General features: G+C 71.3%; 26 protein-coding genes and 7 pseudogenes. 12 read left to right on the plus strand and 21 right to left on the minus strand.

All coding sequences use genetic code 11. From position 1 onward, the window contains the following. Positions 1–353 precede the first annotated feature (353 nt). Positions 354–1538 (plus strand): AAA family ATPase, encoded by a 1185-nt coding sequence (locus ACQ86J_RS28110; protein WP_431268123.1) that lies wholly within the window; start codon positions 354–356, stop codon positions 1536–1538. A gap of 19 nt (positions 1539–1557) precedes the next feature. Here ACQ86J_RS28110 and ACQ86J_RS28115 read toward each other — a convergent pair whose 3' ends face one another. From ACQ86J_RS28115 to ACQ86J_RS28140, 6 genes and pseudogenes are all read right to left on the minus strand, one after another. Then, positions 1558–2379: an FkbM family methyltransferase gene (locus ACQ86J_RS28115; RefSeq protein WP_431268124.1), complete on the minus strand. Its 822-nt coding sequence runs from the start codon at positions 2377–2379 to the stop codon at positions 1558–1560. A gap of 17 nt (positions 2380–2396) precedes the next feature. Next, complete coding sequence (locus ACQ86J_RS28120; protein WP_431268125.1) at positions 2397–2549, minus strand: DUF3309 domain-containing protein; 153 nt, start codon at positions 2547–2549, stop codon at positions 2397–2399. 88 nt (positions 2550–2637) lie between these two features. Next, complete coding sequence (locus ACQ86J_RS28125; RefSeq protein WP_431272559.1) at positions 2638–2934, minus strand: TRAP transporter large permease subunit; 297 nt, start codon at positions 2932–2934, stop codon at positions 2638–2640. Beyond that, positions 2820–3956 (minus strand): TRAP transporter large permease, encoded by a 1137-nt coding sequence (locus tag ACQ86J_RS28130; RefSeq protein WP_431268126.1) that lies wholly within the window; start codon positions 3954–3956, stop codon positions 2820–2822. The genes ACQ86J_RS28125 and ACQ86J_RS28130 overlap by 115 nt, the downstream gene beginning before the upstream one ends. An 85-nt stretch (positions 3957–4041) precedes the next feature. Further along, positions 4042–4505 (minus strand): annotated as a pseudogene (locus ACQ86J_RS28135) (TRAP transporter small permease); the annotation flags it as partial. A gap of 211 nt (positions 4506–4716) precedes the next feature. After that, positions 4717–5520 (minus strand): annotated as a pseudogene (locus ACQ86J_RS28140) (TRAP transporter substrate-binding protein); the annotation flags it as partial. 199 nt (positions 5521–5719) lie between these two features. Between ACQ86J_RS28140 and ACQ86J_RS28145 the strand changes: the two are divergent. Beyond that, a pseudogene (locus ACQ86J_RS28145) lies at positions 5720–5824 on the plus strand (DUF4169 family protein); the annotation flags it as partial. 155 nt (positions 5825–5979) lie between these two features. Beyond that, positions 5980–6429, plus strand: coding sequence for a hypothetical protein (locus ACQ86J_RS28150; RefSeq protein WP_431272753.1), 450 nt, complete (start codon positions 5980–5982; stop codon positions 6427–6429). Between the two features lie 22 nt (positions 6430–6451). Here the strand turns inward: ACQ86J_RS28150 and ACQ86J_RS28155 are convergent, their stop codons facing one another. The 5 genes and pseudogenes from ACQ86J_RS28155 to ACQ86J_RS28175 form a co-directional block, all read right to left on the minus strand. Then, complete coding sequence (locus tag ACQ86J_RS28155) at positions 6452–6892, minus strand: MgtC/SapB family protein (protein ID WP_431268127.1); 441 nt, start codon at positions 6890–6892, stop codon at positions 6452–6454. 206 nt (positions 6893–7098) lie between these two features. Further along, entirely contained in the window at positions 7099–8193 is a 1095-nt protein-coding gene (ychF, locus tag ACQ86J_RS28160; protein WP_431268128.1) for a redox-regulated ATPase YchF, read from the minus strand. Positions 8194–8248: 55 nt separating this feature from the next. Then, on the minus strand, positions 8249–8722 hold the full coding sequence (locus ACQ86J_RS28165; protein WP_431268129.1) for a hypothetical protein: 474 nt from the start codon (positions 8720–8722) through the stop codon (positions 8249–8251). Continuing rightward, positions 8722–9297 (minus strand): aminoacyl-tRNA hydrolase, encoded by a 576-nt coding sequence (gene pth, locus ACQ86J_RS28170; protein ID WP_431268130.1) that lies wholly within the window; start codon positions 9295–9297, stop codon positions 8722–8724. The genes ACQ86J_RS28165 and pth overlap by 1 nt, the downstream gene beginning before the upstream one ends. 18 nt (positions 9298–9315) lie before the next feature. Then, positions 9316–9983, minus strand: a pseudogene (locus ACQ86J_RS28175) (50S ribosomal protein L25/general stress protein Ctc). Between the two features lie 167 nt (positions 9984–10150). Here ACQ86J_RS28175 and ACQ86J_RS28180 point away from each other — a divergent pair. Continuing rightward, positions 10151–10669 carry a hypothetical protein gene (locus tag ACQ86J_RS28180; RefSeq protein WP_431268131.1) on the plus strand — a complete coding sequence of 173 codons (519 nt, stop codon included), beginning with the start codon at positions 10151–10153 and terminating at the stop codon, positions 10667–10669. A gap of 483 nt (positions 10670–11152) precedes the next feature. Here ACQ86J_RS28180 and ACQ86J_RS28185 read toward each other — a convergent pair whose 3' ends face one another. Both ACQ86J_RS28185 and ACQ86J_RS28190 read right to left on the minus strand, forming a co-directional pair. After that, a complete protein-coding gene (locus ACQ86J_RS28185; protein WP_431268132.1) occupies positions 11153–11911 on the minus strand; it encodes an SH3 domain-containing protein in 759 nt (252 codons plus the stop codon). 83 nt (positions 11912–11994) lie between these two features. Then, positions 11995–12966: a Bug family tripartite tricarboxylate transporter substrate binding protein gene (locus ACQ86J_RS28190; RefSeq protein WP_431268133.1), complete on the minus strand. Its 972-nt coding sequence runs from the start codon at positions 12964–12966 to the stop codon at positions 11995–11997. An 85-nt stretch (positions 12967–13051) separates the two neighbouring features. On the opposite strand from ACQ86J_RS28190, the gene ACQ86J_RS28195 reads away from it, so the two are divergent. Both ACQ86J_RS28195 and ACQ86J_RS28200 read left to right on the plus strand, forming a co-directional pair. Continuing rightward, positions 13052–13918: a cation:proton antiporter gene (locus ACQ86J_RS28195; RefSeq protein ID WP_431268134.1), complete on the plus strand. Its 867-nt coding sequence runs from the start codon at positions 13052–13054 to the stop codon at positions 13916–13918. Next, entirely contained in the window at positions 13846–14595 is a 750-nt protein-coding gene (locus ACQ86J_RS28200) for a cation:proton antiporter (RefSeq protein ID WP_431268135.1), read from the plus strand. Before ACQ86J_RS28195 ends, ACQ86J_RS28200 begins: the two co-directional genes overlap by 73 nt. Before the next feature lie 21 nt (positions 14596–14616). Here the strand turns inward: ACQ86J_RS28200 and ACQ86J_RS28205 are convergent, their stop codons facing one another. The 5 genes and pseudogenes from ACQ86J_RS28205 to hemF all read right to left on the minus strand — a co-directional run bounded on the left by ACQ86J_RS28205 (position 14617) and on the right by hemF (position 16996). Beyond that, entirely contained in the window at positions 14617–14793 is a 177-nt protein-coding gene (locus tag ACQ86J_RS28205) for an FKBP-type peptidyl-prolyl cis-trans isomerase (protein WP_431272560.1), read from the minus strand. Then, on the minus strand, positions 14775–14948 hold the full coding sequence (locus ACQ86J_RS28210) for a hypothetical protein (RefSeq protein ID WP_431268136.1): 174 nt from the start codon (positions 14946–14948) through the stop codon (positions 14775–14777). Before ACQ86J_RS28210 ends, ACQ86J_RS28205 begins: the two co-directional genes overlap by 19 nt. Positions 14949–15006: 58 nt before the next feature. Beyond that, positions 15007–15459 carry a zinc-binding dehydrogenase gene (locus ACQ86J_RS28215; RefSeq protein ID WP_431268137.1) on the minus strand — a complete coding sequence of 151 codons (453 nt, stop codon included), beginning with the start codon at positions 15457–15459 and terminating at the stop codon, positions 15007–15009. Beyond that, positions 15456–15980 carry an NADPH:quinone reductase gene (locus ACQ86J_RS28220; protein ID WP_431268138.1) on the minus strand — a complete coding sequence of 175 codons (525 nt, stop codon included), beginning with the start codon at positions 15978–15980 and terminating at the stop codon, positions 15456–15458. The genes ACQ86J_RS28215 and ACQ86J_RS28220 overlap by 4 nt, the downstream gene beginning before the upstream one ends. Before the next feature lie 72 nt (positions 15981–16052). Continuing rightward, positions 16053–16996, minus strand: a pseudogene (gene hemF, locus ACQ86J_RS28225) (oxygen-dependent coproporphyrinogen oxidase). Positions 16997–17183: 187 nt separating this feature from the next. On the opposite strand from hemF, the gene petA reads away from it, so the two are divergent. The 5 genes and pseudogenes from petA (at position 17184) to ACQ86J_RS28250 (ending at position 21469) form a co-directional block, all read left to right on the plus strand. Continuing rightward, entirely contained in the window at positions 17184–17732 is a 549-nt protein-coding gene (gene petA / locus ACQ86J_RS28230) for a ubiquinol-cytochrome c reductase iron-sulfur subunit (RefSeq protein WP_431268139.1), read from the plus strand. 163 nt (positions 17733–17895) lie between these two features. Further along, positions 17896–18036 (plus strand): annotated as a pseudogene (locus tag ACQ86J_RS28235) (cytochrome b); the annotation flags it as partial. Positions 18037–18133: 97 nt separating this feature from the next. Beyond that, entirely contained in the window at positions 18134–20227 is a 2094-nt protein-coding gene (locus ACQ86J_RS28240) for a cytochrome c1 (protein WP_431268140.1), read from the plus strand. 202 nt (positions 20228–20429) lie between these two features. Continuing rightward, positions 20430–21200, plus strand: coding sequence for a hypothetical protein (locus ACQ86J_RS28245; RefSeq protein WP_431268141.1), 771 nt, complete (start codon positions 20430–20432; stop codon positions 21198–21200). After that, the gene (locus ACQ86J_RS28250) at positions 21143–21469 is read left to right on the plus strand and encodes a hypothetical protein (protein WP_431268142.1); all 327 of its coding nucleotides are present in this window, start codon (positions 21143–21145) and stop codon (positions 21467–21469) included. The genes ACQ86J_RS28245 and ACQ86J_RS28250 overlap by 58 nt, the downstream gene beginning before the upstream one ends. An 8-nt stretch (positions 21470–21477) precedes the next feature. Here ACQ86J_RS28250 and ACQ86J_RS28255 read toward each other — a convergent pair whose 3' ends face one another. Beyond that, entirely contained in the window at positions 21478–22269 is a 792-nt protein-coding gene (locus ACQ86J_RS28255) for a metallophosphoesterase (RefSeq protein ID WP_431268143.1), read from the minus strand. Between the two features lie 14 nt (positions 22270–22283). Beyond that, complete coding sequence (locus ACQ86J_RS28260) at positions 22284–22421, minus strand: hypothetical protein (protein ID WP_431268144.1); 138 nt, start codon at positions 22419–22421, stop codon at positions 22284–22286. A gap of 143 nt (positions 22422–22564) precedes the next feature. Here ACQ86J_RS28260 and ACQ86J_RS28265 point away from each other — a divergent pair. Next, positions 22565–23464 (plus strand): annotated as a pseudogene (locus ACQ86J_RS28265) (S-methyl-5'-thioadenosine phosphorylase). A 9-nt stretch (positions 23465–23473) separates the two neighbouring features. On the opposite strand, the gene ACQ86J_RS28270 reads toward ACQ86J_RS28265, so the two are convergent. Further along, positions 23474–24373, minus strand: coding sequence for an OmpA family protein (locus ACQ86J_RS28270; protein WP_431268145.1), 900 nt, complete (start codon positions 24371–24373; stop codon positions 23474–23476). Between the last annotated feature and the right edge of the window lie 262 nt (positions 24374–24635).

Below are 24635 nucleotides of genomic sequence, written 5' to 3' on the forward strand. Positions count from 1 at the left end.
TGAACCGAGGGAGCGAGCCCCGCCCGTGCCGGATACGCAACTCGACAGCCACGCGCTGCCTGGCCAGTCCGACTGGCAGACCACCGAGGCAGCGCCGCAGGCCTCCGTGCTCCTCTTCGGCGACGACAAGACGCCGCCGCTCTGGCTTTGGCTGGCGATCGAGCGGGAGGAGCTGGTGTCGCTGGAGACGGCGCTGCTCGAGCATCTCCGCTCGCCGCTCTTCCTCCCGCATCGGCGAGGGGCCGCTGCAGCCGGGCGACGATGCCGGGCTGCTGGAATTCGCCCTGCGCTTTGGCACCATCGCCGGCCGCTTCGCCCAGGGGTCGGACCTTGTCCTCGCCGCCACCCGCGTGGTGACGGAACGCGGCGGACCGCTGGCCCGGCAAGGTGCCATGGCCTGCGTCGAGGCGCTGCAATACCGCCTGCATGCCGAGGCCCGGGCGCTTGGCGCCGCCGCCACCAACCCGGCCCGGCTGCGGCACTTCGTGCTGGCCAGCCGGCTGGCGGCCGATCTCTGGCTGCGCCATGTGCAGGGGCCCGACAGCGGCCGGCCGCTGCACCGGCGCATGGCCGATGCGCTGGGCCTCGCTGCCGGCGCGCCCGCCATCACCGCGGCCGAGCCGCCGCCGCCGCCCGCGGCGCCGGTTGGTGGTCCCGGCTGCGTCACCGTGCTCCAGCCCTTCGAGCCGCCGAACGACCGGGCCGAGTGGCTGACCTACCAGGCGCTCTCCTCCCCGCTGCCGCTGCGCCAGGTGCCGCGCGACGCGGCGAAACGGATCGATGCCCTGGCCGAGGCGGCGCCCGCCTTCGCCGCGCCGCTGAAGGAGATCCGCCGCACCCTGGCGCTGGCCGCGCATGCCGGTCGGCCCTCGCCGCGGATCCGTCCGGTCCTGCTGGTCGGCCCGCCCGGCATCGGCAAGACCTGGTTCGCCCGCCGCCTGGCCCAGGCGCTCAACCTGCCCTTCGGCAGCCTGAACCTGGGCGGCGCCACCGACAACCGCTGCCTGCAGGGCACCGCCCGCGGCTGGTCGGCCGCGACCCCGGCCTGGCCGATCGCCGAGATGTCCCGCCTGGCGGCGCCCAACCCGGTGCTCTTCCTCGACGAGATCGAAAAGGCCGGCGGCCAGCGCGAGAGCAATGGCCGGGTGCACGACACGCTGCTGGCAATGATCGAGCCGGAGAGCGCCTCGGGCTGGTTCGACGAATGCCTGCGGAGCCCGGCCGACCTGCGCAACGTGGTCTGGATCATGGCGGCGAACGAGACGCGCGGCATCCCGGCGCCGCTGCTTTCGCGGCTTGCGGTGCACCACATCGCGCCGCCGCCAGCCTCGGCCTTCGACGGCACGCTGGCCGGGCTGCTGTCGGGCATCGCCGGCGATATCGGCTGCTCCATCGGCGAGCTGCCGGAACTCGCGCTGGAGACCCGGCAGGCGCTGAAGCGGAGCTTCGCCAGCCACCGCAACCTGCGCCGGCTGCGAGCGCAGATCGAGGAGTGCCTCGGCATCGCCGCCGAGGAGGCGATGCGGGCGTCACACTGAATGAGGGACGGTCCGGCGGTCAGCCGGGCCGGTAGCGGCCGAGCCAGGCGTCGTCGTAGCCCAACACCAGCTCGTCGGCGCAGCCGCGCAGCACCAGGTGGTCGTGCAGGAAGCCCAGCAGCGTTGCCGGCGTGATCCGCATCGGCGGGCCTTCGCCGCGCAGCGCATGTGCGACGGGGAAGCGCGCCAGCCAATCCTCCAGCACCGCCCGGGGATTGGCGCTGCGGTTGCACTGCAGCGTCCAGGCGTTGAACTCGGCGAAGACCACGGGCCGGAAGCGCGCCAGGGTCGCCCGGGCGCCGTCCAGCACCTCGGTCTCGAAGCCCTCGACGTCGATCTTGATGAAATCCAGCCGTGCCAGCCCGTGACGGGCGACCAGCCTATCCACAGTCTCGACCGGCACGCGGACCTGGGGCAGCGCCGCGGCGCCGAGCGTGCCGGGATCCATCAAATGGGCCCCGGCGGAATGCTCGGCCGCATGGAAAGCGGCCTCGCCGGGCGTGGCGCCGACCGCCGCCGCCTCGACCGTCACCCTCTCCTCAAGCCCGTTCAGCGCCAGGGTGCGACGCAGCGCCGCGACCGTGTTCGGGGCGGGCTCGACCGCCAGGATGCGGCCGCGCGGCAGCAGCGGCGTGAGCGCCAGGGCGGAGAGGCCGATATTGGCCCCGACATCCAGCACCGTGCCGTCCGGCGGCAGCACGCCGGCGGCAACGGCCGCCAGGGCCTCCATGCCGGCGACATGGCCCTCGGCATGGGCGAAGAAGCTGTCCCCCGCCAGGCCGGCCAGTTGCCAGTCCCGGCCCCCGAGGCGGATGCCGCGTGTCGCAAGCCCGTCGGCCATCCGGTCGTGCTCCGGCGCTAGATGCGACCCATCACCGCCATGATGATCAGGATGACCACGATCAGCCCCAGGATTCCGGAGGGGAAGTAGCCCCAGCCGCGGCTGTAGGGCCAAGTCGGCAGCACGCCGAGCAGCACCAGGATCAGGATGATCAGCAGGATCGTCGACATGGCATTCCTCCCGCGTACGACATGGTACGCCGGGAGAACGTGAAGCCGTCGCGCCGGTTTCCGCGAGGAAACCGGCGCGACGCAGCCGTTACCGCAGGAATTCCGGCGAGATCATGTTCGGCAGGAACAGCACCACCTGCGGGAAGACGATGATCGCCGCCAGCACCGCCAGCATGGGCAGCAGCATGATGCAGGTGTCGCGCAGCGCGTCGCCGATCCGCATCCCGGCGACCGAGCAGGCGATCATCAGGCAGAGCCCATAGGGCGGCGTCACCAGGCCGAAGGCGAGGGAGACGATGCCGACCATGGCGAAATGCACCGGGTCCATGCCCACACCCTGGGCCAGCGGCTGCAGGATGGCGCCGACGATGATGATCGCCGGGATGGCATCGAGGAAGCAGCCGACCACCAGGAAGACGCCAGCGATGAAGAAGCCGGTGGCGATCGGCCCCATCCCCAGGTGGTGACATTGGCCAGCAGCGCCTCGGGGATCTGGTAGAAGGCGAGCAGCCAGCCGAAGGCGGAAGCCGTGCCGACGCAGAACAGCGCAACGCCGGCCAGCCGCCCGGTCTCCCCCAGCGCATCCACCAGGCCGCGCCAGTTCATCTCGCGGTACACGACCAGCGACAGGAACCCGGCATAGAGCACGGCGATGCAGGCCGACTCGGTCGCGGTGAACCAGCCGAAGATCTTGCCGCCGATGATGATCATCGGCGTGGTCAGCGCGGGGACCGAGACGATGAAGCTGCGGAAGACCTCGCCGATCGTCGCGCGCGGATAGGTCGGGTAGCCCCGTGCTTTCGCATAGGCGTGCACGGTGCCCATCTGCACCAGGCCGATCAGCAGGCCCGGCACGATGCCGGCCAGGAAGAGCGCGCCGATCGAGACGGTCAGCACGCCGCCCCAGACGATCATCAGGATGGAGGGCGGGATGATGACTGCGAGCACCGCGGAGACGGCGGTGATGGCGACGGAGAAGCTGTCGTCGTAGCCCTCCTTCCGCTGCGCCTCGATGAAGATCTTCGATTGCGACGCCGCGTCCGCCGTGCTGCTGCCGCTGATGCCGGCGAAGAAGATCGACAGCACCACGTTGATCTGGGCGAGGCCGCCGGGGAAGTGGCCGACCAGGGTGCGGGAGAAATGCATCAGCCGGTCGGTGATGCCGCCGATGTTCATCAGGTTGGCGGTCAGCAGGAAGAAGGGCACCGCCAGCAGGATGAAGGAGTTGTAGGCGTTGAAGGTCTCCTGCGCGAGCATCATGGGCGACAGCCGCGGCTCGATCAGCAGGATCGGCAGGCAGGCGAGGCCGAGCGCGACGGCCACCGGCACGCGCAGCACCAGCAGGGTGAAGAAGACGCCGAAGAGGATCTGCGCCGCGGTCCCGGCGGCGAGGACATTCCCACCCATCACGCGCGCGCCCCCGGATCGTCGCCACCGCGTCCAGCATGCGTTCCGACTGGAACAGCAGCCAGACGGCGCCTGCGATCGGCCAGGCCATGTGGATCAGCCAGAGCGGCAGCTCGGCCAGCTCCGAGATCCGGTAGATCGCAGATCCGGTGAACTCCCAGCCCCACCAGAGGAAGACGAAGGCGAAGAGCAGGATGAAGGTGCCGGACAGCAGCTCGACCATCGCCTCGTGCCGCGGCGAAAGGCGGGGAAGACGTCGACGGTGAAATGCGTCCCCTCCCGCACCGCCAGCATGGCGCCGAGCATGACAGCATAGACCAGGCAGAAGCGGGCCATCTCCTCGGTCCAGATATAGGCGGGGATGATCGAGGTATAGCGGGAGAAGATCTGCAGGCTGACGGGGATGACCAGCACGCCGACCGAGACGATCAGCAGCAGCAGGATGGTGCCGGCGAGCGCGCGGTTGACGGCGCGCAGCGCGGCCGGCGCTCCGGGACGGGCAGTTTGCATGGAAGGTCCTGGCTGGGATTGCGGCACGGGGCCGGCCATCGCGGCCGGCCCCGCCGGGGGTCACGCGGTCAGCGCGTTGATCTTGTTGAGAATGCCCTCGGCATCGATTTCCTTCGCATAGGCGGCCATCACCGGGTCGACCAGCTTCTTCATCTCGGCCCGCTGGGTGAATTCGACGCGGCGGAGCTTTGCCGCCCTTCTCCAGCGTCTCGACGATCTGGCTGTCGGCGCCGGATTCGGCCTGGCGGTGGAAGGCGCTGGCCTCCTTGCCCGCCCGCCGGATCGCCGCCTGCAGGTCGTTCGGCAGCTTGGCCAGCGTGGCGCCGGAGAAGCACAGCGGCCGGATGGTGATGGCGTGCTGGGTCATCGCCAGGTCGGGCGCCACCTCGTAGAACCGCATCTGCTCGACGCCGGCGGCCTCGTTCTCGCCGGCATCGATGACGTTGTTCTGGATGGCGTTGTAGATCTCGTTGTAGGCGATGACGGTCGGCGACATCCCGACAGCGCTGAAAGTGCGCGACCAGATCGGCGCGCCCTGCACGCGGACCTTCAGGCCGCGCATGTCGCCGAGATTGGTCAGCTTCTTGTTGGCGAAGATGTTGCGGGTGCCGCCGCCGCCATAGCCGATCATCAGCACCCGGGCGCGCTTCTCGACCTCATCCGCCACCGGCTTGAACAGGTCCTGGTCCAGCACCTGGTTCCAATGCGCCAGGTCGCGGAAGATGAAGGGCGCGTCGACGAAGGGCGCCGCCTTCGAGAAGGTGGACATGTGCGCCGGCGAGACCACGGCATAATCCACCGCGCGGCCCTGGGCCATGTACTCGAAATACTGCTTCTCGAGGCCGAGGCTGCTGTTCTTGTGCAGCACGAAGTTGATCGGCTTGCCCCAGTACTGCTTCACCAGTTCCTCGAACCGGACCAGCGCCTTGGTGTAGGGGTGCTCGTCGCCGAACTGGGAGGCGCCGTTGAGGGTGATGGCCCCCTGGGCACGGACGGGGATGGAAAGGAGGGCGGGCGCGGCCAGCGCGCCGCCCAGCAGGGCCCTGCGGTTCATGTTGTCTCCTTGGACGGTTCGGGCCGGCTGTTCCGCCAGCGCCGGACGCAAGACTAGCCGCAGTCTCGCGGCGATGGGAACCGGGCGGTTACCCGGATCGTGCCGGCCACGTCACATTGGCTTGCCGGACGCGCGTCGCGGCCCTCGGGCCGCGCAGCCGGGCGTTCACGCCCGCGCCCGATGGCTCTATCCTGCGGCGATGGGCGAGGTCATCAACCTGAACCGCGTACGGAAAGCCCGGGCCAAGGCGGAGGCCGCGGCGACCGCGGCCGCCAATCGCGCCAAGCATGGCCGCAGCGGCGCCGAGCAGGCCAACGACCGCCGGGCGGAGGCGCGCCGCCGGGCGCTTCTCGACGGCGCCCGCCAAGACGACACCGCGGCCGACCCGCCCCCGCCAATCATCCCGGGACGGACCCGCCGACCTGACCGGCCGGCAGCCCCCACGACACGGAGACCCCAATGTCCCCCCGCACCCTGTTGCTGGCGCTGCTCGCGCCCTGCCTGCTCGCCGCCTGTGCCAACGAGACCACCATCCCGGAGGCAACGGATACGGCCGCCAGCCGGGCCGCCGCCGCCACGGCGAGCAAGCCGGCGGCGCCGGTCACCACCTTCGACGGCACCTATGCCGGCCGCATGACGCTGAACCCCGACCGCACCCGGGCCTGCCCGCCGAGCCCGCTGGAGGAGCGCAGCATCACCGTCCGCCAGGGGCGCGCCAGCTTCCTGATCGAGCCCTCGGTGCGGCACGTGCTGACCGGCGCGGTGGGGCCCAGCGGCGATGTCCGGATGGCGGATTCTCTCGACCGCACCATCGCCACCACCGGCATCTTCGCCAATGAGCGCTTCCAGGGCGAGCACCGCAACGGGCTGTGCAACTACACCGTGCTGATGAACAAGCGCGGCGGCTGAGGGCGCCGGCCGGCGCCCGACCTCAGCGCGGCCCAGCCTCGGCCGGCGGCGCCTTCCGCTCGATCAAGGCGGAGACCGGGCGCAGGGCGACATGCGCCGAGAAGACAAGGACGGTCAGCCCGAGCGCCATGCCGTATTCCTGCAGGCCGGAAGCGGTGCCGACCGCGGCCACTGCCCAGAAGGTGGCGGCGGTGGACAGGCCGCGCACCGTCATGCCGTGGTGGAGGATGACTCCGGCGCCGATGAAGCCGACCCCGGTGGCGATGGCGCCCAGCGCCGCGCCGGGATTGCTGCCGCTATGCGCCACCGCGATGCGGGCGAAGACGCAGGCCGCGGCAGAGACCAGGGCGCAGGAGCGCAGGCCGCCCGGGTGCCGCCGCCATTCCCGCTCCGCGCCCATGGCGGCGCCGAGCAGGAAGGCGAGCAGGACGGGCAGGGCGGTCAGCGGGAAGGTGGTCGGCATGGCCCAGCCAAGCATCTCCGCCCCTCGCTGCGAAGCGCCGCGGCGGCCGGCCCTGCGCAGTGGTGATCGGTCCGTACCGATTGTGCCGCGCCGGGGGTGGCGCGGGGCTGGAAGATCCGGGCGGCGCCTGGCCTCCTCGGGGGAGCGGCGGCCCCGGCCGAGCCGCAAGGCGAGGGACGACCCGGTCAGGGCCACCCCTCGCCGCGTCAGACGTTGAAGCGGAACAGCAGGATGTCGCCGTCGCGGACGACGTACTCCTTGCCCTCGACCCGCATCTTGCCGGCTTCCTTGGCGCCCTGCTCGCCGCCATAGGCGACGAAATCGTCGTAGGCGGTGCATTCGCAGGCGATGAAGCCGCGCTCGAAGTCGCCATGGATGACGCCGGCCGCCTGCGGCGCCTTGGTCCCCTTGGTGATGGTCCAGGCGCGGGCCTCCTTCGGCCCCACGGTGAAGTAGGTCAGCAGGCCGAGCAGCGCGTAGCCGGCGCGGATGACGCGATCGAGCCCGCCTTCGTGCAGGCCGAGGCTCTCGAGGAAGTCGGGCCGGTCGGCCGGGGCCATCTGGCTGATCTCCGCCTCGATCGCCGCCGAGACGACGACGGCGCTGGCGCCTTCCGCCTTGGCCATGGCGAAGACCCGCTCGGAGAAGGCATTGCCGCTGGCGGCCGAGGCCTCCTCGACGTTGCAGACATACAGCACCGGCTTGGTCGTCAGCAGCTGCAGCCGTTTCGCCGCCTCCTCCTCGCCCTTCGGCACCGCGGTCCGCGCCGGCTTGCCGGCCTGCAGCGCGGCGACGATCGGGTCGATCAAGGTGAGCTGGGAGATCGCCTCCTTGTCGCCGTTGCGGGCGCGCTTCTGCAGCCCGACCTGGCGCTTCTCGAGCCCCTCGAGGTCGGCCAGCATCAGCTCGGTCTCGACCGTCTCGGCATCCCGCACCGGATCGACGCTGCCCTCGACATGGGTGACGTCGGTGTCCTCGAAGCAGCGGAGGACATGGACGATGGCGTCCACCTCCCGGATGTTGGCGAGGAACTGGTTGCCGAGACCCTCGCCCTTCGAGGCGCCGCGGACAAGGCCGGCGATGTCGACGAATCCCAGGCTGGTCGGGACGGTCTTCTGCGACTTGCCGATCTTGGTGAGCATATCCAGCCGCGGGTCGGGCACGCCGACGCGGCCGACATTCGGCTCGATGGTGCAAAAGGGATAGTTGGCGGCCTGCGCCGCGGCGGTCTCGGTCAGCGCGTTGAAGAGCGTGGACTTCCCCACGTTCGGCAGGCCGACGATGCCGCAGTTGAAACCCACGGGAACCTCCTGAGGTCAGCGGCGCATCCCGCGCCGGACGGTCGAAATAGGGCCGCTACCGCGCCCGGCCGAGCGCCGCGGCGATCTCGGCGGCGATGGTGGTGGCGGCGATCCGCGCCGCGCCGTCATCGGTGGCCGGGGACAGCGCCGCCGCCCGCAGCACCGGCACGAGGGAGGCCGGCAGCACCGCCGCCCGCTTCGCCGCCGCGGCGATCTGCCCGGCCAGCATGGCCGGATCGCCGCCGGCCCCGATCGCCTCGGCGGCTTCCAGCAGCAGGGCGGCCTTGATCGCCGCCTCGCCAGAGGCCGCCATGGCGCCGCGCTGGCGGCGGATATCCGACAACGGCCCACCCGTCGGGTCGCCCGGCGTCACCGCGGCGGCTTGGCGCAGCGAGGCCGCAACCGAGGCGAAGGCGACCGCTTCCCGCACCAGGGCGGCGGCCAGTGCCGCGGCGCCGTTGGCGATGTCCTCTGGGCCCGGCCCGCCGCCCATCCCGGCAGCGAAATCGGCGATGTCCTCGGGTTCCATCAGCGCGTCTCCTGGGTCAGCAGGGCGACCCTGGTCATGAATTCCTCGGGCTTGCCCTGGGCCAGCAGCGGCGCTGCATCGGCGACCGCGTCCAGCAGCGGCTCCACCCAGGTATCAACCTTGGCGAAATTGCCCAGCACATGGCCATGCACCCGGTCCTTGTGGCCGGGATGGCCGATGCCGAGCCGCATCCGCCAGAAATCCGGCGTGCCGAGCGCCCGCTGCATGTCGCGCAGCCCGTTGTGCCCGGCCGCGCCGCCGCCCCGCTTCACCCGGACCTTGCCGGGGGCGAGGTCGAGCTTGTCATGGAAGGCGCAGATGCCGTCGGGTGGGATCTTGTGGAAGGCGGCGGCCGGCTGGACGCTGTCGCCCGAGCCGTTCATGTAGGTCTGCGGCTTCAGCGCGAGCACCTTGGCGCCGCCGACCATGCCTTCCGCCACCAGCCCCTTGTGGCGCTGCCGCCAGGGCGAGAAGCCATGCTTCCGGGCGATCGCATCGAGCGCCATGAAGCCGATATTGTGGCGATGCCGCGCCTGGGCGGGCTCGGGATTGCCCAGTCCCACCCAGAGCAGCATCGCCACGTCCTTGGAAAATTACTTCTTCTTCGCCGGGGCGGCGGGCGCCGCGGCCTTGCCACCCTTGCCCTTTGCCAGCGGCGGCGCCGCGGCCGGGGCGGGGGCCGCCACTTCCTCGACCACCGTCGGCGCAGCGATGGTGGCGACGACGAAGTCGCGCTCGATCACCGCCTTGGTGCCGAAGTTGGACTTCACCGCCGACCAGCGCAGCGAATCACCGATGCCGGCCTCGGCCAGGTCGATCTCGAAGGCGTCCGGCACCTGGTCGGGATCGGCCAGCACCTCGATCTCGCGGCGGACGACGTTCAGCACGCCACCGGTCTTGATGCCGGGGCAGCTGTCCTCGTTGGCGAAGTGCACGGGCACCTTCACGCGGATGCGGACGCCCGGCGCCAGGCGCTGGAAATCGACATGCAGCGGCCGGTCGGTGACCGGGTGGAATTGGACGTCGCGCATCAGGGTGCGGACGGTCGAGCCGTCCTTCAGCGCCACCTCGTACAGGTGGGACTGCCAGCCGCCCTTGTGCAGCTCCTTCATCACGTCGCGCGGGTCGAGGGAGACGAGGGTCGCCTCCTGCTTCGCGCCGTAGATGACAGCGGGGACAAGCCCTCACGCCGGGTCGCACGCGCCGCCCCCTTACCGGCCCGCTCGCGCGCCACGGCCTCGATCCGTACAGTCTGGACCATTGGTCGAACTCCGCTTGCTTGGGAAAAGGCCCTGTCGGGGACGGCATGTCCCGGACATGGGCGCGCCGGCCTCCAGGGGTGCCGGCGCCGCCGGGGCATAGCGGATCGGGGCAGGCGGGGCAACGGAAAGCGGCGAACCCGCTACCGGCACCGGCGTTGCCGCCCCGATGCGCCGTTCCATTTCCCCGCCGCTCGCGGCGCTCCTCGCCCTTTTCCTGCTCCCCGGCTGCCAGGCGGTGCTGACCGAGACCACCTCGGCGCTGGCCGGCATAACCGGCGCCAGCGTCGCCAGCGGGATCGGCGCCGACCCGGCGGTGACCACCGGCATCGGCCTCGGCGTCCAGGCGCTGGGCCGCGCCGGGCTCCAATACGCCCAGCGGAAGACCCATGGCGCGGCGCAGGACCGCATCGCCGCCGCGGCCGGGCCGCTGCCGGTGGGTGGCACCGCGGCCTGGAAGACCAACCACACCATCCCCGTGGAGCCGAACGAGCGCGGCCAGGTCGCGGTCAGCCGGGTGATCAGCACCGGCGAGCTGGACTGCAAGGAGATCGTCTTCTCGGTCGAGGAAGGCGAGGACGCCAAGGCGACCCGCGCCTTCTACCTGGCCGCGGTCTGCCGCGACGGGAAGGGCTGGAAATGGGCCTCGGCCGAGCCCGCCACCGAGCGCTGGGGATCCCTGCAGTGAGGCTGGCGGTGCTGGCGACGCTGGCGCTGCTCGGCGGCTGCAGCTTCGGCCAGCGACCTGGTCGGGGCGGTGACCGGCACCGCGGCGGCGGCGGGCTCGGGCAACCCCGCGGTCGGCATCGCCATCGGTGTCGGTGCCCGCTCAGTGGCGGATTGGGGCTGCGCCGGGTCTCCCGCGGCTGGCACCGGACCGAGCAGGAGGCGATCGCGGCCGCAGCGGCGGATTTGCCGCCGGGCCAGGCGGGACCCTGGAAGGTCCGGCACAGCCTGCCCTTCGGCGCGAAGCAGGGCGAGGTCCGCGTGCTGCGGGCGATCGACACGCCGCTGGCCGCCTGCCGCGAGATCGCCTTCTCGGTCGAGGAGCAGGCGCCGCCGACCAGCGCCTGGTACCTGACCAGCCTCTTGCCGCGACGACGCCGGCTGGCGCTGGGCGGCGGCAGAGCCGGCGACCGGCCGCTGGGGCAGCCTGCAATAGGGTCCTGCGCTACCGCTCCAGCACCGAGGCATGCACCCACCCGAAGGGCTGGTCCTCGCCGACCTGCAGCCAGCCGCCCGGCGCCTCCCCGAAGACCCGCAGGGTGGAGGCGCGCGGGACGACCCGCACCACCGCGCCGCCGCCGCCCGGGGTGCTGCGGATGTTCACCGGATGCGCCTGGCTGGTGGTCACCTGGCGGCCGCCGGCCAGGGCCGGCATGACGGCGGCCGGCGCGCCAGTGGCGGAGGTGCCGGGACCCGGCGCCGCGGCCGGCACGCGCGCCTGGGACAGGGCCGCGTCCAGCGGCAGCGGCGGCAGCGGCCGGGCGCCATCGCGGCCACCCTGGGCGGTGCGGGGGCCGCCGCCATCGAAGCAGCGGTCGACCATCTCGACATAGACGCGGGAGGCCTCGGCATTGGAGGCGCCGAGGACGAGTTCGGTGCGCTGCGCCCGGCCCTCGGCCAGCGCCACGGTGGCGACCCATGGGATGAAGGGGTCGCTGGCGCCGCCAGCCGGGTTCACCTGGCCGCAGACCGCCAGCGTCCCTGGCAGCTGCTGCCGCCAGACTTGCACCGCCCGTAGCGGCATCTCGCCGGTCATCCGCAGCCGGGCGCGCAACTGCTCCTCGGCGGCGCGGCGCGCCTCGGTGACCTCGACGGGTGGCGCGGCGCCGGCCGCCGCCTCGGCGCGGGGCGTGTCCTTCTTGTCGTCGCAGGCTGCGGGCAGCAACGCGATCAGGAGGATGATAGGCAGGATCGGCTTCGGCATCGGGCGGCCCGTGCTGCGGGGCCGCGCTTCTGCCCGGCTGCGGCCGCCGGCGAAAGCGCCGGGCCGATCACCATCGCGCGCGACTATTCCGGCTGCGCGCCGCTGACCTTCACCATCTCGGCCCAGATCGGCTTCTCCCGCGCCAGCCGCGCCGCCAGGGCCTCGGGCGTCGAGCCGGTGAGCCGCGCACCCATGCCGATCGCGCGCTGCTGCAAGGCCGGGTCGGTCCAGGCGGCGCGGATTTCGGCCGAAAGCCGGTCCAGCACCGCCTGGGGCGCGCCGCGCGGCGCCGCCCACATGTGCCAGGGTGAGACCTCGAAATCCTTGAGCCCCGCCTCCGCCATGGTCGGCACGTCCGGCAGCGCCGGCCAGCGGTCCGGCAGGGTCACCGCCAGCGCCCGCATCCGGCCTTCCTGGATCACGCCGACATAGCTGGCGAGGTTGTCGACGGCATACTGGATGTCGCCCGAGAGCAGCGCCGGGATGGTCTGCGCGGCGCCGCGGAAGGTCACGTGCTGCGCCTCGAACCCCGCCCGCCCCGCCAGGTAGGCGCCCGAGAGGTGGATGGTTGTGCCGACGCCGGAGGAACCGTAGCTGACCCCGTTCGGCCGCTGCTTCGCCCAGGCGGTGAGCTCGGCGATGCTGCGCACCGGCAGCTGGGCCGGGACCACGGCGACATTGGGCAGGTCCCACATGGCGCTGATCCAGGCGAAGTCGCGCTCGGCGTCGTAGGGCAGCTTCTTGAAGAGCAGCGGGTTGATCAGCAGGTTGTGCATGCTGACCGTGCCGATGGTGTAGCCATCGGGCGTCGCCCGGGCGAGCGCCTCCATGCCGATATTGCCCGAGGCGCCGGAGCGCGTCTCGACCACGAAGGGCTGGCCGAGGCGCTGGGACATCTGCTCGGCCGCCAGCCGGGTCATCACGTCCAGCGAGCCGCCCGGCGGGAAGCCGACGATGACCCGAACCGGCCGGTCCGGCCAGGCGGCCTGGGCGCGGCCTTCCAGCGGCAGGGCGGCGAGGAAAGGTGTCGCGAGCATCGCCCGGCGGTGCAGCATGGCGTTCCGTCCCGTGTTTCGTTGGCGGCTTCCATAGCATCCGCCGGCCCCCAATGGTAGCGCGGCGCAACGGCCGGGACCCCGCATGCTCGTCTTCGAGATTGTCATCGGCCTGCTGTTGGCAGGCGCCGCCCTGGCACATTGGGCGCGGCGGCTGCGGGCGCCCTATCCGGCGCTGCTGGCGCTGGCCGGCACGCTCGGCGCGGTGGTGCCCGGCCTGCCGGAGATCACCCTCGACCCGGACCTGGCACTCGCGCTCTTCGTCGCGCCGGTGCTGCTCGACGCGGCCTACGACTCCTCGCCGCGCGACCTGCGCGACAAATGGCTGCCGGTGACGGGCCTCGTCGTGGTCTGCGTGCTCTGCACCACCTTCGGCGTCGCCCTGGTCGCACGCTGGATAGAGCCGGGCATCCCCTGGGCCGCTGCCATCGCGCTCGGCGCCATCGTGGCGCCGCCGGACGCCTCGGCCGCGACCGCGGTGCTGCGGCAGTTGCGCCCGCCGCACCGGGTGCTGGTGATCCTCGAGGGCGAGAGCCTGCTGAACGATGCCTCGGCGCTGCTGGTCTACCGGGTCGCGGTCGGCGCGGCGATGGGCGCCGCCTTCGACGGCTGGAGCATCCTGCCCCTGCTGCTGCTGACCTGCGGCGGCGGCGCGGCGCTCGGCTACGCGCTGGCGCGGCTGTATTTCTGGCTGACCTGCCGGGTGGAGGAACTGGCGCTGTCGGTGCTGTTCCAGTTCCTCGGCACCTTCGCCGCCTGGCTGATCGCGGAACGGCTCGGCGTCTCCGCCATCATCACCATGGTGGCCTATGCCATCACCATCGCCCGCATCGCCCCGCTGCGATCGGATGCGCGGCACCGCATCGGCTCCTATGCGGTGTGGGAGGTGGCTGTCTTCGTGCTGAACGTGCTGGCCTTCATCCTGATCGGGCTGCAGCGCGCGGCATCCTGACCCGGCTGGACGGCGGCGCCTGGCGGGATGCGGCCTTCGCCGCGGCGGCCTGCGTCACCGTCATCCTGGTCCGGGTCTTCTGGGTGATGGGCTACAACACCGTCATCCGCTGGAAGATCAGCCGCTGGGGAATGCAGACCCGGCGGCCGCTGCAGCCGCCGAGCTGGCAGGGCGGCGCCATCGTCGCCTGGTGCGGCATGCGGGGGATCGTGACGCTGGCCGCGGCGCTCGCCCTGCCCGAGGGCTTTCCCTGGCGCGACCTGATCCTGCTGACCGCCTTCGCGGTGACGGTGGTGACGCTGGCGGCGCAGGGGCTGACGCTGCGCTGGCTGCTGGCGCGGCTGGCCCTGCCCGACGACGGCGCGGTCGAGCAGGAAGTGGCGCTGGCGCGGGCCGAGACCGCGCGGGCGGCGCTGGCGGTGCTGGCGGAGGCGCCGGCCGACGGCGCCACGGCGCTGCTGCGGGAGGAATATGCGACGCGCCTCCGCCCGGCCGAGGGCACCGGGGAGGCGCTCTCGGCCCTGCAGCGGCGGGCGGTGGCGGCGCAGCGCGCCCGGCTCGGGGCGCTGCGCTCGGCGGGCGCCATCGGCGACGACGCCTTCCACGCGATCGAGGAGGAGATCGACCTGCTCGAGCTCTCGGCCGACCCGCGGATCAAGGCGCTGCGGGCGGGATAGGACGCCCCGCAGCGCCGGTCCTCACTCGACCCCGAGCAGCTCCACGTCGAAGACCAGGGTGGCGTTCGGCGGGATGACGCCGCCGGCGCCGCGGGCGCCGTAGCCGAGCTCCGGCGGGATGGTCAGGCGGCGCTTGCCGCCGACCTTCATGCCGGCGACGCCCTTGTCCCAGCCCTGGATCACATGGCCGGCCCCCAGCTCGAACTGGAAGGGGTCGTTGCGGTCGCGCGAACTGTCGAATTGCGGCCCTTGGTCTCCGGCGCCGCGGCGTCGAAGAGCCAGCCGGTGTAGTGCACCGTGACCAGCTGGCCCGGGGTGGCCTCGGCACCGGTGCCGATCGTCTCGTCGCTCATGGTCGTCGCCTTCCTTTGTGGTCGTAGCCTCGGTCGCGGCGCCGGCTGGCGCCGCGTGTCAGCAGTCCAGCACGAGGTTGCCCATGTAGCGGCCAGCCTCGACCGCGTCATGCGCCGCGGCGCAATCGGCCAGTGGCACCCGGGCAGCCACCGCGTGCCGCACCAGCCCGGCGCGCAGCCAGGCATCCAGCGTGCCGACCGCCATGGCGCGCTGCGCGGCGTCCAATTCGTAGACGATGAACCAGCGCACCGCGATGCCGCGCATGATGGCAGGGCCGAACAGCATGCTCGCCGCGGGCCCGTTCGAGCCATAGGCGGCGCAGAGCCCGCCCGGCGCCAGGATGCCCGGCAGCAGCGGCGCGGTGGTCGAGAGGTCGATATCGACCACCCGGTCCACCCCGGCGCCGCCACTCAGCGCCAGGACGCGCTCGGCCACGTCCTCCCGCTTGTAGTCGATGGTGGCGTCCGCCCCGGCGTCCAGGGCATGGGCAGCCTTCGCCTCGGAGCTCACGGTCGCCAGGATGCGGCGCGCGCCGAGCAAGCGGGCGATTGGATGGCGTAATGGCCGACCGAGCCGGCCCCGCCGGTGACCAGCACGGTCCGGCCGGTGACGCCGCCATCGGTCAGCACCCCATGCAGCGCGGTCAGCGCCGGAATGCCGAGGCAGGCGCCGGCCTCGAAGGGGGTATTGTCCGGCAGCGGTACCGCCTGGATGGCAGGCAGGGCGATGTATTCCGCTGCCGTGCCGAAGGCCCGCTTCCACTGGCCGTTCCAGATCCAGACCCGCTGGCCAATCCGCGTCCGGTCGACGCCCTCGCCGACCGACTCGATGGTCCCGGCGCCGTCGCTATGCGGGACGACGCGGGGGAAGGCCATGGGGCGGGAGCCGCGGCGGGTCTTCCAGTCGGAAGGGTTCACGCCGGAGGTGGCAAGGCGGACCAGCACCTCGCCCGGGCTGGGGGAGGGGGTGGGCAGGTCCCCGTGGGTCAGCACCTCGGACCCGCCGTTGCGGTCGTACCAGACGGCTTTCATCGCTCATTCTCCTCCGCTGGCAGCCCGGATGGCGACGGCGGGCTCCCCGGTCAAGCCCGGGATGCCGCCGGCTCAGGGCCATTTCGCCTCTGGCGGCAGCGACATCAGGATCGCCTCGACATTGCCCCCGGTCTTCAGCCCGAACAGCGTGCCGCGGTCGTGCAGCAGGTTGAACTCGACGTAGCGCCCGCGCCGGACCAGCTGGTGCTCCCGTTCCGCCGCCGTCCAGGGCTCGTGCATCCGGTCGCGGATGATGGCCGAATAGCCGTCCCGGAAGGCGCGGCCGACATCCTGGACGAAGCCGAAATCGGCCTCGATCCCATGCCCAGGGGTGCGGTCGCCGAGGTAGTCGAAGAAGATTCCCCCAAGCCCCCGGGTCTCCCCGGTGCGGCAGGGTGAAGTACTCGTCGCACCACTGCTTGAACTTCGGGTAGTAATCCGGGTCGTGCCGGTCGCAGGCGGCCCGGAAGGCGGCGTGGAAGCGGGCGGCGTCGGCCAGCGATCTCGGGCGCTTCCATCGGCATGGGCGTGATGTCGCCGCCGCCCCCGAACCAGTGCTTCGTCGTCACCAGGAAGCGGGTGTTGAAGTGCGCTGCCGGGACGCGCGGGCTTCGCATATGCGCGACCAGGGAGATGCCGGTGGCGAAGAAGCGGGGGTCTTCCTCGGCGCCGGCGATCTGCTTGCGGAATTCGGGGGAGAACGCGCCGTGGACGGTGGAGACGTTGACCCCGACCTTCTCGAAGACCCGGCCGCGCATCAGCCCCATCACCCCGCCGCCGCCCTCGGGCCGAGTCCAGGGGGTCAGGGCGAAGCGGCCGGCGGGCAGGCCGGCATGCGGGCCGGCGGCAAGCTCGTCCTCGATCGATCCGAAGGTGGCGCAGATGCTGTCGCGCAAGGCCTCGAACCAGGCGCGCGCCCGGGCGGCGAAGGGTGCGCTGCGGGGCCAGGCGCGGGTCCGGTGGCATCGGTCATTGGGGCCTGCTGCACGGCGTCGGGTTTCCTCCTCGCTCCGCATGGGTTCTATTGCGCTTGCGGTGGATTGCCACCCCGCATCCCGTCCCTTTATATGCGGCGCGGCGCGTGAGGGTAGCGCAGGCCGGGCCATGCCCGCCCCCGAACCCTCAACGCGGCGTCAATCGCATTCGGCCCCCGCCGGTCCCGTCCCGGGACGCAAGCGTGGCCGCGATCAGGGACGATGAGGCATGGCCGATAGTATGGCGCAGGCGGCGCCGCAGGACGGCGGGACCCGGCGCGACTTCCTGCAACTGGTGACGGCATCCTTCGCCGCCGTGGGTGTCGGCGCGATGGCCTGGCCCTTCATCAGCTTGATGAACCCGGCGCGCGACGTGCTCGCGCTCTCGACCACCGAGGTCGATCTCACCCCGATCGCCGCCGGTTCGGCGGTGACGGTGATGTGGCGCGGCAAGCCGGTCTTCGTCCGCAACCGGACGCCCGAGGAGATCAAGGAGGCCCGTGCGGTCCCGCTCTCCGAGCTGCGCGACCCGCAGACCGACCAGTCGCGGGTGAAGAAGGACAACTGGCTGATCCTGGTCGGCGTCTGCACCCATCTCGGCTGCGTGCCGCTCGGCCAGAAGCCGACCGACCCGCGCGGCGACTACGGCGGATGGTTCTGCCCCTGCCACGGCAGCCACTACGACACTGCCGGCCGCATCCGGAAGGGACCGGCGCCGCTGAACCTGGCGGTGCCCGACTACGCCTTCAACGGCGACGCCAAGATCACGGTCGGCTGAGGAGCAGGCAATGGCAACCGGACTGCACAAGAGCGACGTCGCCAACCCGGTCCTCCGCTGGATCGACGCGCGGCTTCCCGTCATCACCATGATGCAGAAGGAGTACGGGACGTTCCCCACGCCCCGTAACTTCAACTACTTCTGGAACTTCGGCGCCCTCGCCATGGTCAACCTGTTGATCATGATCGCGACCGGCATCTTCCTGTCCATGCACTACACCGCGCATACCAGCATGGCCTTCGATCTCCGTCCCGAGCGCATCATGCGCGACGTGAACTACGGCTGGCTGCTGCGCTACGCGCATGCCAACGGCGCATCGATGTTCTTCATCGTCGTCTACATCCACATCTGGCGCGGCCTGTACTACGGGTCCTACAAGGGCGCCGCGCGAGCTGCTGTGGATGCTGGGCGTCGTCATCTTCCTGCTGATGATGGCCACGGCCTTCATGGGCTATGTGCTGCCCTGGGGCCAGATGTCCTTCTGGGGCGCGACGGTCATCACCAACCTGTTCAGCGCCCTGCCACTGGTCGGCCCGGACATCGTGACCTTCCTCTGGGGCGGCTTCTCGGTCGACAACCCGACGCTGAACCGCTTCTTCAGCCTGCACTACCTGATGCCTTTCGTGATCTTCGGCGTGGTCTTCCTGCACGTCGCGGCGCTGCACATCACGGGCTCGAACAACCCGCTCGGCATTGACCCGAAGGGGCCGCAGGACACGCTGCCCTTCCACCCCTACTATACCGCCAAGGACAGCGTCGGCCTGGTCGCCTACTTCGCGTTCTTCGCCATCCTGGTCTTCTTCTTCCCGAACATGCTCGGGCACCCGGACAACTACATTCCGGCCAACCCGCTGGTGACGCCGCCGCATATCGTGCCGGAATGGTACTTCCTGCCCTTCTACGCGATCCTGCGCGCGGTGCCGGACAAGCTGGGCGGCGTGGTGATGATGGGCGCCTCCATCGCCATCCTCTTCGTGCTGCCCTGGCTGGACACCTCCCCGGTGCGCTCCATGCGCTTCCGCCGCTGGCGCGGCCCTTCCTGTTCACCTGGCTGGTCAGCTTCTTCGTGCTGCCTACTGCGGCGGCAAGCCGCCGGAGGAGCCCTACGTGACCATCAGCCGGGTCGCGACGGCCTACTACTTCCTGTACTTCCTGGTGATCCTGCCGCTGCTCGGCCGGCTCGAGCGGCCGCTGCCGCTGCCGGAGAGCATCGCCCGTCCGGTGCTGCGCGGCGGCGGCCCGGTCATGGCCGGCGCCATGAGCAAGCCGATGGAGAAGGCGTGATGCCCAAGGGGACTTTGATGACGTCCACCCTCAAGGCCCTCGCGGTCGCCGTCGGCCTGGTCGCCGGCGCCGGCCTCGGCGCGCCGGCCCGGGCGGCCGGCGGGGCCGAGCACTCCCCGGAGGTCCACTTCTCCTTCGACGGGCTGTTCGGGCATTTCGACCGCGCCTCGGCGCAGCGCGGCTTCCAGGTCTACAAGGAGGTCTGCTCGAACTGCCATTCGATGCACCTGCTGTCCTACCGCAACCTGCGCGAGCTCGGCCTCTCGGATGCCGAGGTCCGGGGGATCGCGGCGACGGTCCAGGTGCAGGACGGGCCGAATGACGAGGGCCAGATGTTCGAACGGCCGGGGCGTCCCTCCGACCGCTTCCGCAGCCCCTTCGCCAATGAGAAGGCGGCCCGCGCGGCGAACAACGGCGCCCTGCCGCCGGACCTGTCGGTGATCACCAAGGCCCGGGAAGGCGGCGCGCAGTACATCCACGCGCTGCTGACCGGCTACGAGGACCCGCCGGCCGGCGTCACCCTGATGCCGGGGATGAACTACAACAAGTATTTCGCCGGCCACCAGATCGCCATGGGCCCAGCCGCTGAGCAGCGAGGGCCAGGTCGAGTACACCGACGGCACCAAGCCGACGATCGAGCAGATGGTGAAGGACGTCTCCCAGTTCCTGACCTGGGCGGCCGAGCCGGAGCTCGAGCAGCGCAAGTCGCTGGGCGTGAAGATGGTTCTGTTCCTGACGATCCTCGGCGGCCTCGCCTATGCGGTGAAGCGCAAGGTATGGGCCGACGTGCACTGAGCCGCGGCTCCCGCACGCATCTCGGAAAGGCCGCCCCACCGGGCGGCCTTTTCAATCCCGGGCTGTCGTGTCGCCGAGGCGTGATGTGCCCTCGATTAGCTTTCGCTGATGTTCAGACTTCCAAAGCACGAGGTGGCGGGCGTTTCCTTTACCGGCTGGATTGGGGAGGACAGACGCCATGGCCGACATCTTCGATTGGATCGGTGCACCCGGGGCCCGCTTCGACGACCCGGCGAGCTGGTTTCGACGCGACGCTGGACGCTCCGGCGGAGCGCGCGCCGGGCCAGGGCGACACCGCGGTGCTTCAGGCGGGCGACTGGCGCGTGACGGGTGGCGGCCGGATCGGCACCCTGCTGATCGAGGACGGGGCCAATGTCACGCTGGACGGCATGGGGGCGCTGTCGGCGGGGCGGTGACCGAGGGCAGCGGGAGCGCGTTGCTGCTGCAGGGTGTCACGCTCTCGGTGAACCAGACGCTGACCATTGGCCATGATTCGGTCCTCGACCTCAGCCAGGCCGGCGCCTCGCCCTCATCTACCCGCCCTTCGGCGAGGTCTCGGTCAGCGCTTTCACCCTCGCGCTGGCCGGGCCGGGCGATAGCGCAGGTGGTGGCCATGTCGTGCTCGGCGACAACACGCTCCAGCTCCTCATCCTGAACAACGGCAATCCCGGCAGCGGAAACGACTTCGACCCGGGCCTGGGTATCGACGGCACGGGGCGGATCATCCTCGGCACCATCGATGTGCCGAACGTCAGGATCTATGATCCGGACCAAGGCAGCTTCACCGGCGCCTCGGCCCTGACCAGCCTGGATTTCGGCACGCTGCATGTCGGCGATGCGGGGCACCTGCGTTATGCCCTGACCAATCTCTCGGGCAATGCGGGGTGGCCCTCCTTCGGGGCCATTCAGACCCTGACGCATGGCGGCACCGTGACCGATCCGGCGCTGTCCGGCTCGGGCGTCACGCCGCAGGATTTCGGCATCGGCCCGCGCGGCGGCACGGCAACCTTCGAGCTCACGCTCGATACCATGGAAGCCCGGCTGCTGCAGGACCAGGCTGTCCATATCGGGTTCGAGTTCCAGGGCTTCCAGTCCGACACCGGCACCACCCTGCCCATCACCGGCGCCGTGCTGAACTATGCCGATCCCGGCTTCGCACTGGTCTCGGGCCCCGGCACCCTGGCGGGGAGGGCACCCATTGGACCCTCGACCTGGGCAGCCTGGCCCAGGGCAGCGATCCCGGGGCAGTGCTGCTCGCCATCCGCAACTTCGCCTTGGCGCCGGCCGACGATCTCGGCGGCAGCTTCGACGTCTCGGGCGAGGGCGTCGCGGTGGCCGGCGCTGATCCCTTCGCCGGGCTGGCGGCCGGGGATGCACTGGCCGCGCTGAGCCTGCAATTCGACACGACGACACCAGGGGCGCATGCGGAGACGATCACCCTTCACCCGACCAGCGCCAATGCCTCCGGCTTCCTCGGTAACTTGCCGGCGGTGACGCTGACGGTGACGGATCTGGTCCCTGCCGGGGAGGGCGGCGGCGGGACGGATGGGCATTCGGATGCCGGCCATCACCGCGCCGGCCATGGCCATGGAGACGGCCATCATGACCGGCACTGGGCGCTGGGTGGCGGACACCACCAGATCGGCCGTCGGGCCTGACGCCGGGCTCAGGCGAAGGGGTAGGGGCCGGGGAAGTCGCCGATCGGCAGGTGATGCGTCAGCATCCCCTCCGGCCGCCACTGGTGCAGTAGGAAGCCCGGCGGCTCGAGATGGGAGGCCGGCCGGGCATCCCCGCGCGGCCGCAGCGCGATCGCCGTCGCGGTGCTCGGCGCGGTGCAGAGCAGCGTGCCGCCGAAGCGCCGCAGCATCGTCCGGTGCACATGGCCGCAGAGCAGGCGTTCCACCGCCTGGTATCGTCCCAGCAGCGCCGCCAGTGCCGCCTCGCCATGGCAGCGGTACCGGTCGAGATAGGGCACCCCGCACTCGATCGGCGGCTGGTGCATCATGACCACCGTCGGCCGCCCCGGCGCCTCGGCCAGCGCCGCCTCCAGCCAAGCGAGCGCCGCGGCATCGGCCTCGCCATGGTGCAGGCCGGGGATGGTGACATCCAGCGCGATGACCCGCACCGGGCCGGAGGCCGCGTCCACATAGTGCAGCGGACCGCTGGCCGGCAGCCAGGTGTGGTCGTGGAAGGCCCGACGGAAGGCCTCGCGCTCGTCATGGTTGCCCGGGATGACCCGCAGCGGGCGCGCAGCGGCGCCAGGATGGCCCGCGCCGCGGCGTATTCGGCCGCTGTCCCGCTCTCCGTCACGTCGCCCGTCAGCAGCACCAGCCTGGGCTGCGGGTCGAGTGCGTTGACCTGTGCGACCGCCGCGGCCAGCGCCGCATTGGCATCCACCACGCCCTGGTAGAGCGTTCCCACGGGCCGAACATGCGGGTCGGAAAGCTGGGCGATCCACATGGCCGCCCTGCCTCAGCGCCGCGGCGCTTCCGCCAGGCCGGGCGGCGGCAGCGCGGTGCCGCGTTCGATCGCCCTGTCCACCACCGGCGCGGGCGGCCGGTTGCAGGCGGCGAGCAGGGGCAGCAGCAGCGCCGCCATGGTCAGGGGCACGGGTCAAGGGCGGCCTCTCCTTGAAGTTGTGTGGTTCCGCCGGGGCGCGATCTGCCGGCGATCATCGCATGCCGAGGCAGCGATGGGCATGCCTCGGCGACACGGGCCTGGGCAGCCCGTCGCAGTTTCCCTAGAACCGCGGCCTGAATGCCGGAGAGCCTGTCCATGTCCGACCCCATCACCCCGTCATCGGCCTGATCGGCGGCTCCGGCCTGTATGACATCGATGGGCTCGAGGACCGCGAGTGGCGGAAGGTGGAGACGCCCTGGGGGGCGCCGTCGGACGAGTTGCTGTTCGGCCGGCTGGCCGGAGTCCGCTGCGTCTTCCTGCCACGGCACGGTCGCGGCCACCCGACCCCCCTCCGAGCTGAATTACCGCGCCAATATCGACGCGCTGAAGCGCTCGGGCGTTACCGACGTGATCTCGCTCTCGGCCGTCGGCTCGCTGCGGGAGGATCTGCCGCCGGGCCATTTCGTCATCGTCGACCAATTCATCGACCGCAGCTTCGCCCGGGTGAAGAGCTTCTTCGGCAGCGGCTGCGTCGCGCATGTCTCGGTCGCCCATCCGGTCTGCCCGCGGATCGGCGACGCGGTGGAGGCCGCGGCGCGCGGGCTGGCGCTTCCAGTGACGCGCGGCGGCACCTACCTCGTGATGGAAGGCCCGCAGTTCAGCACCAAGGCCGAGAGCGAACTGTACCGCCAGTGGGGCTGCAGCGTCATCGGCATGACCAACATGCCGGAGGCGAAGCTCGCCCGCGAGGCGGAGCTTGCTACGCGACCGTCGCCATGGTGACGGATTTCGACTGCTGGCACCCCGACCACGACCACGTCACGGTCGACCAGGTGGTGAAGGTGCTGTTCGGCAATGCCGACAAGGCCAAGGCGCTGGTGAAGGCGGTAGTCCCGGTGCTGGGCCAGCCCCGCGGCCTGTGCCCGGCGGGCTGCGACCGCGCGCTCGACCACGCCATCATCACCGCGCCGGACAAGCGCGACCCGGCGCTGCTGGCGAAGCTGGACGCGGTGGCCGGCCGCCTGCTCGGCTGAGCCCCGCGGCTACCGCAGGACGATCTCGACGCGCCTGTTCTGCGGCTCCCGCACCCCGTCCGCGGTCGGGACCAGCGGCTTGGTCTCGCCGAAGGCGGTGACGGTGATCTCGTCCTTGGCGACGCCCTGCTTCACCAGCTCGTTCGCCACCACATCGGCACGGCGCTGCGACAGGCGCTGGTTGTATTGCGGCGTGCCGGAACGGTCGGCATGGCCGGCCACCTCGATCCGGGTGGTCTGCACCCGGCGGGCGGCGCCGGCGGCATCGGCGATGATCTGCCGGGCACGGTCGGTCAGGTCGGCCCGGTCCCAGTCGAAGAAGACCAGGTAGGTGCGCGCCAACTCGGGCGTCGCAACCGGTGCCGGCGCCGGCACCGTGGCCACCGGCGGCGGGTTGAAGGCGTAGCGCAGGCCGAGCAGGACGGAGTGGTTGTAATTGGTCGGCTCGAAGCTGCCTGGCACGCCGGGGACGGCCGGGCCGCTGGTGCGATTGATGGTGAATTTCGGATCGAGCGTGCCGAGGAAGCGGTACTCCGCCGTCACCGATAGGCCCGGCGCCAGGTTGCCGAGGCCGAAGGCCGAGCCGAGGATGGCCTGGTAGGCGAATTGCGGATCGGTGTCCTCGATCCGGTAGCTGCTGCCGCCGGTGGCGAAGCGGGCCTTGCGGATCTCGTTCCAGACATAGCCGCCGCCGAAGCCGACATAGGGCTGGTAGGTCGAGGGCGCGATGCCGAAGTTGGAAAGGTCGAAGTCGAACAGCAGGTTCGCCATCGCCCCGTACTTGTCATAGTAGCCCGAGCTGCCGACCCGGGCGCCGTTCAGCGACAGCCGGTCGACCTCGTCGGTGCGGTAGTTGCCCTCGATCTCCGCCCGCCAGCCATTGCCGAAGCCCCAGCCGAGCGAGAGCACGCCCGCGAAGCCGGGATCGCGGGTGCGGAGGCGGACGCCCTGGTCGTTGAGGTCGGGAACGAAGTTGAGGCCGGCGCCGGCCCCAGATAGAGCCCTTCGACCGGCTGCGCCCCGGCGGCGAGCGGCGCCGCGAGCAGGGTTGCGGCCAGGAGAAGGCGACGGAACGGCATTGGAAGCTCCAGGACGGACCGCCGGCGGAGGACGGACCAGGAAGGGGTGGAGACTACATAGCCCGGCCTTGGGCTGGGATGGCAACGCAAAA

The sequence above is a fragment of the Dankookia sp. P2 genome, from assembly GCF_050632255.1.
Lineage (GTDB): Bacteria > Pseudomonadota > Alphaproteobacteria > Acetobacterales > Acetobacteraceae > Paracraurococcus.

Bases quoted from the DNA above. Each gene is read 5' to 3' on its own strand.
- ACQ86J_RS28115 (WP_431268124.1), bottom strand. From the start codon at position 2,379: ATGGCCGACGGGCTTGCGACACGCGGCATCCGCCTCGGGGGCCGGGAC.
- ACQ86J_RS28120 (WP_431268125.1), bottom strand. From the start codon at position 2,549: ATGTCGACGATCCTGCTGATCATCCTGATCCTGGTGCTGCTCGGCGTG.
- ACQ86J_RS28130 (WP_431268126.1), bottom strand. From the start codon at position 3,956: ATGGGTGGGAATGTCCTCGCCGCCGGGACCGCGGCGCAGATCCTCTTC.
- ACQ86J_RS28150 (WP_431272753.1), top strand. From the start codon at position 5,980: ATGTCCCCCCGCACCCTGTTGCTGGCGCTGCTCGCGCCCTGCCTGCTC.
- ACQ86J_RS28155 (WP_431268127.1), bottom strand. From the start codon at position 6,892: ATGCCGACCACCTTCCCGCTGACCGCCCTGCCCGTCCTGCTCGCCTTC.
- ACQ86J_RS28165 (WP_431268129.1), bottom strand. From the start codon at position 8,722: ATGGAACCCGAGGACATCGCCGATTTCGCTGCCGGGATGGGCGGCGGG.
- pth (WP_431268130.1), bottom strand. From the start codon at position 9,297: ATGCTGCTCTGGGTGGGACTGGGCAATCCCGAGCCCGCCCAGGCGCGG.
- ACQ86J_RS28180 (WP_431268131.1), top strand. From the start codon at position 10,151: ATGCGCCGTTCCATTTCCCCGCCGCTCGCGGCGCTCCTCGCCCTTTTC.
- ACQ86J_RS28185 (WP_431268132.1), bottom strand. From the start codon at position 11,911: ATGCCGAAGCCGATCCTGCCTATCATCCTCCTGATCGCGTTGCTGCCC.
- ACQ86J_RS28190 (WP_431268133.1), bottom strand. From the start codon at position 12,966: ATGCTGCACCGCCGGGCGATGCTCGCGACACCTTTCCTCGCCGCCCTG.
- ACQ86J_RS28195 (WP_431268134.1), top strand. From the start codon at position 13,052: ATGCTCGTCTTCGAGATTGTCATCGGCCTGCTGTTGGCAGGCGCCGCC.
- ACQ86J_RS28210 (WP_431268136.1), bottom strand. From the start codon at position 14,948: ATGAGCGACGAGACGATCGGCACCGGTGCCGAGGCCACCCCGGGCCAG.
- ACQ86J_RS28220 (WP_431268138.1), bottom strand. From the start codon at position 15,980: ATGAAAGCCGTCTGGTACGACCGCAACGGCGGGTCCGAGGTGCTGACC.
- petA (WP_431268139.1), top strand. From the start codon at position 17,184: ATGGCCGATAGTATGGCGCAGGCGGCGCCGCAGGACGGCGGGACCCGG.
- ACQ86J_RS28240 (WP_431268140.1), top strand. From the start codon at position 18,134: ATGCTGGGCGTCGTCATCTTCCTGCTGATGATGGCCACGGCCTTCATG.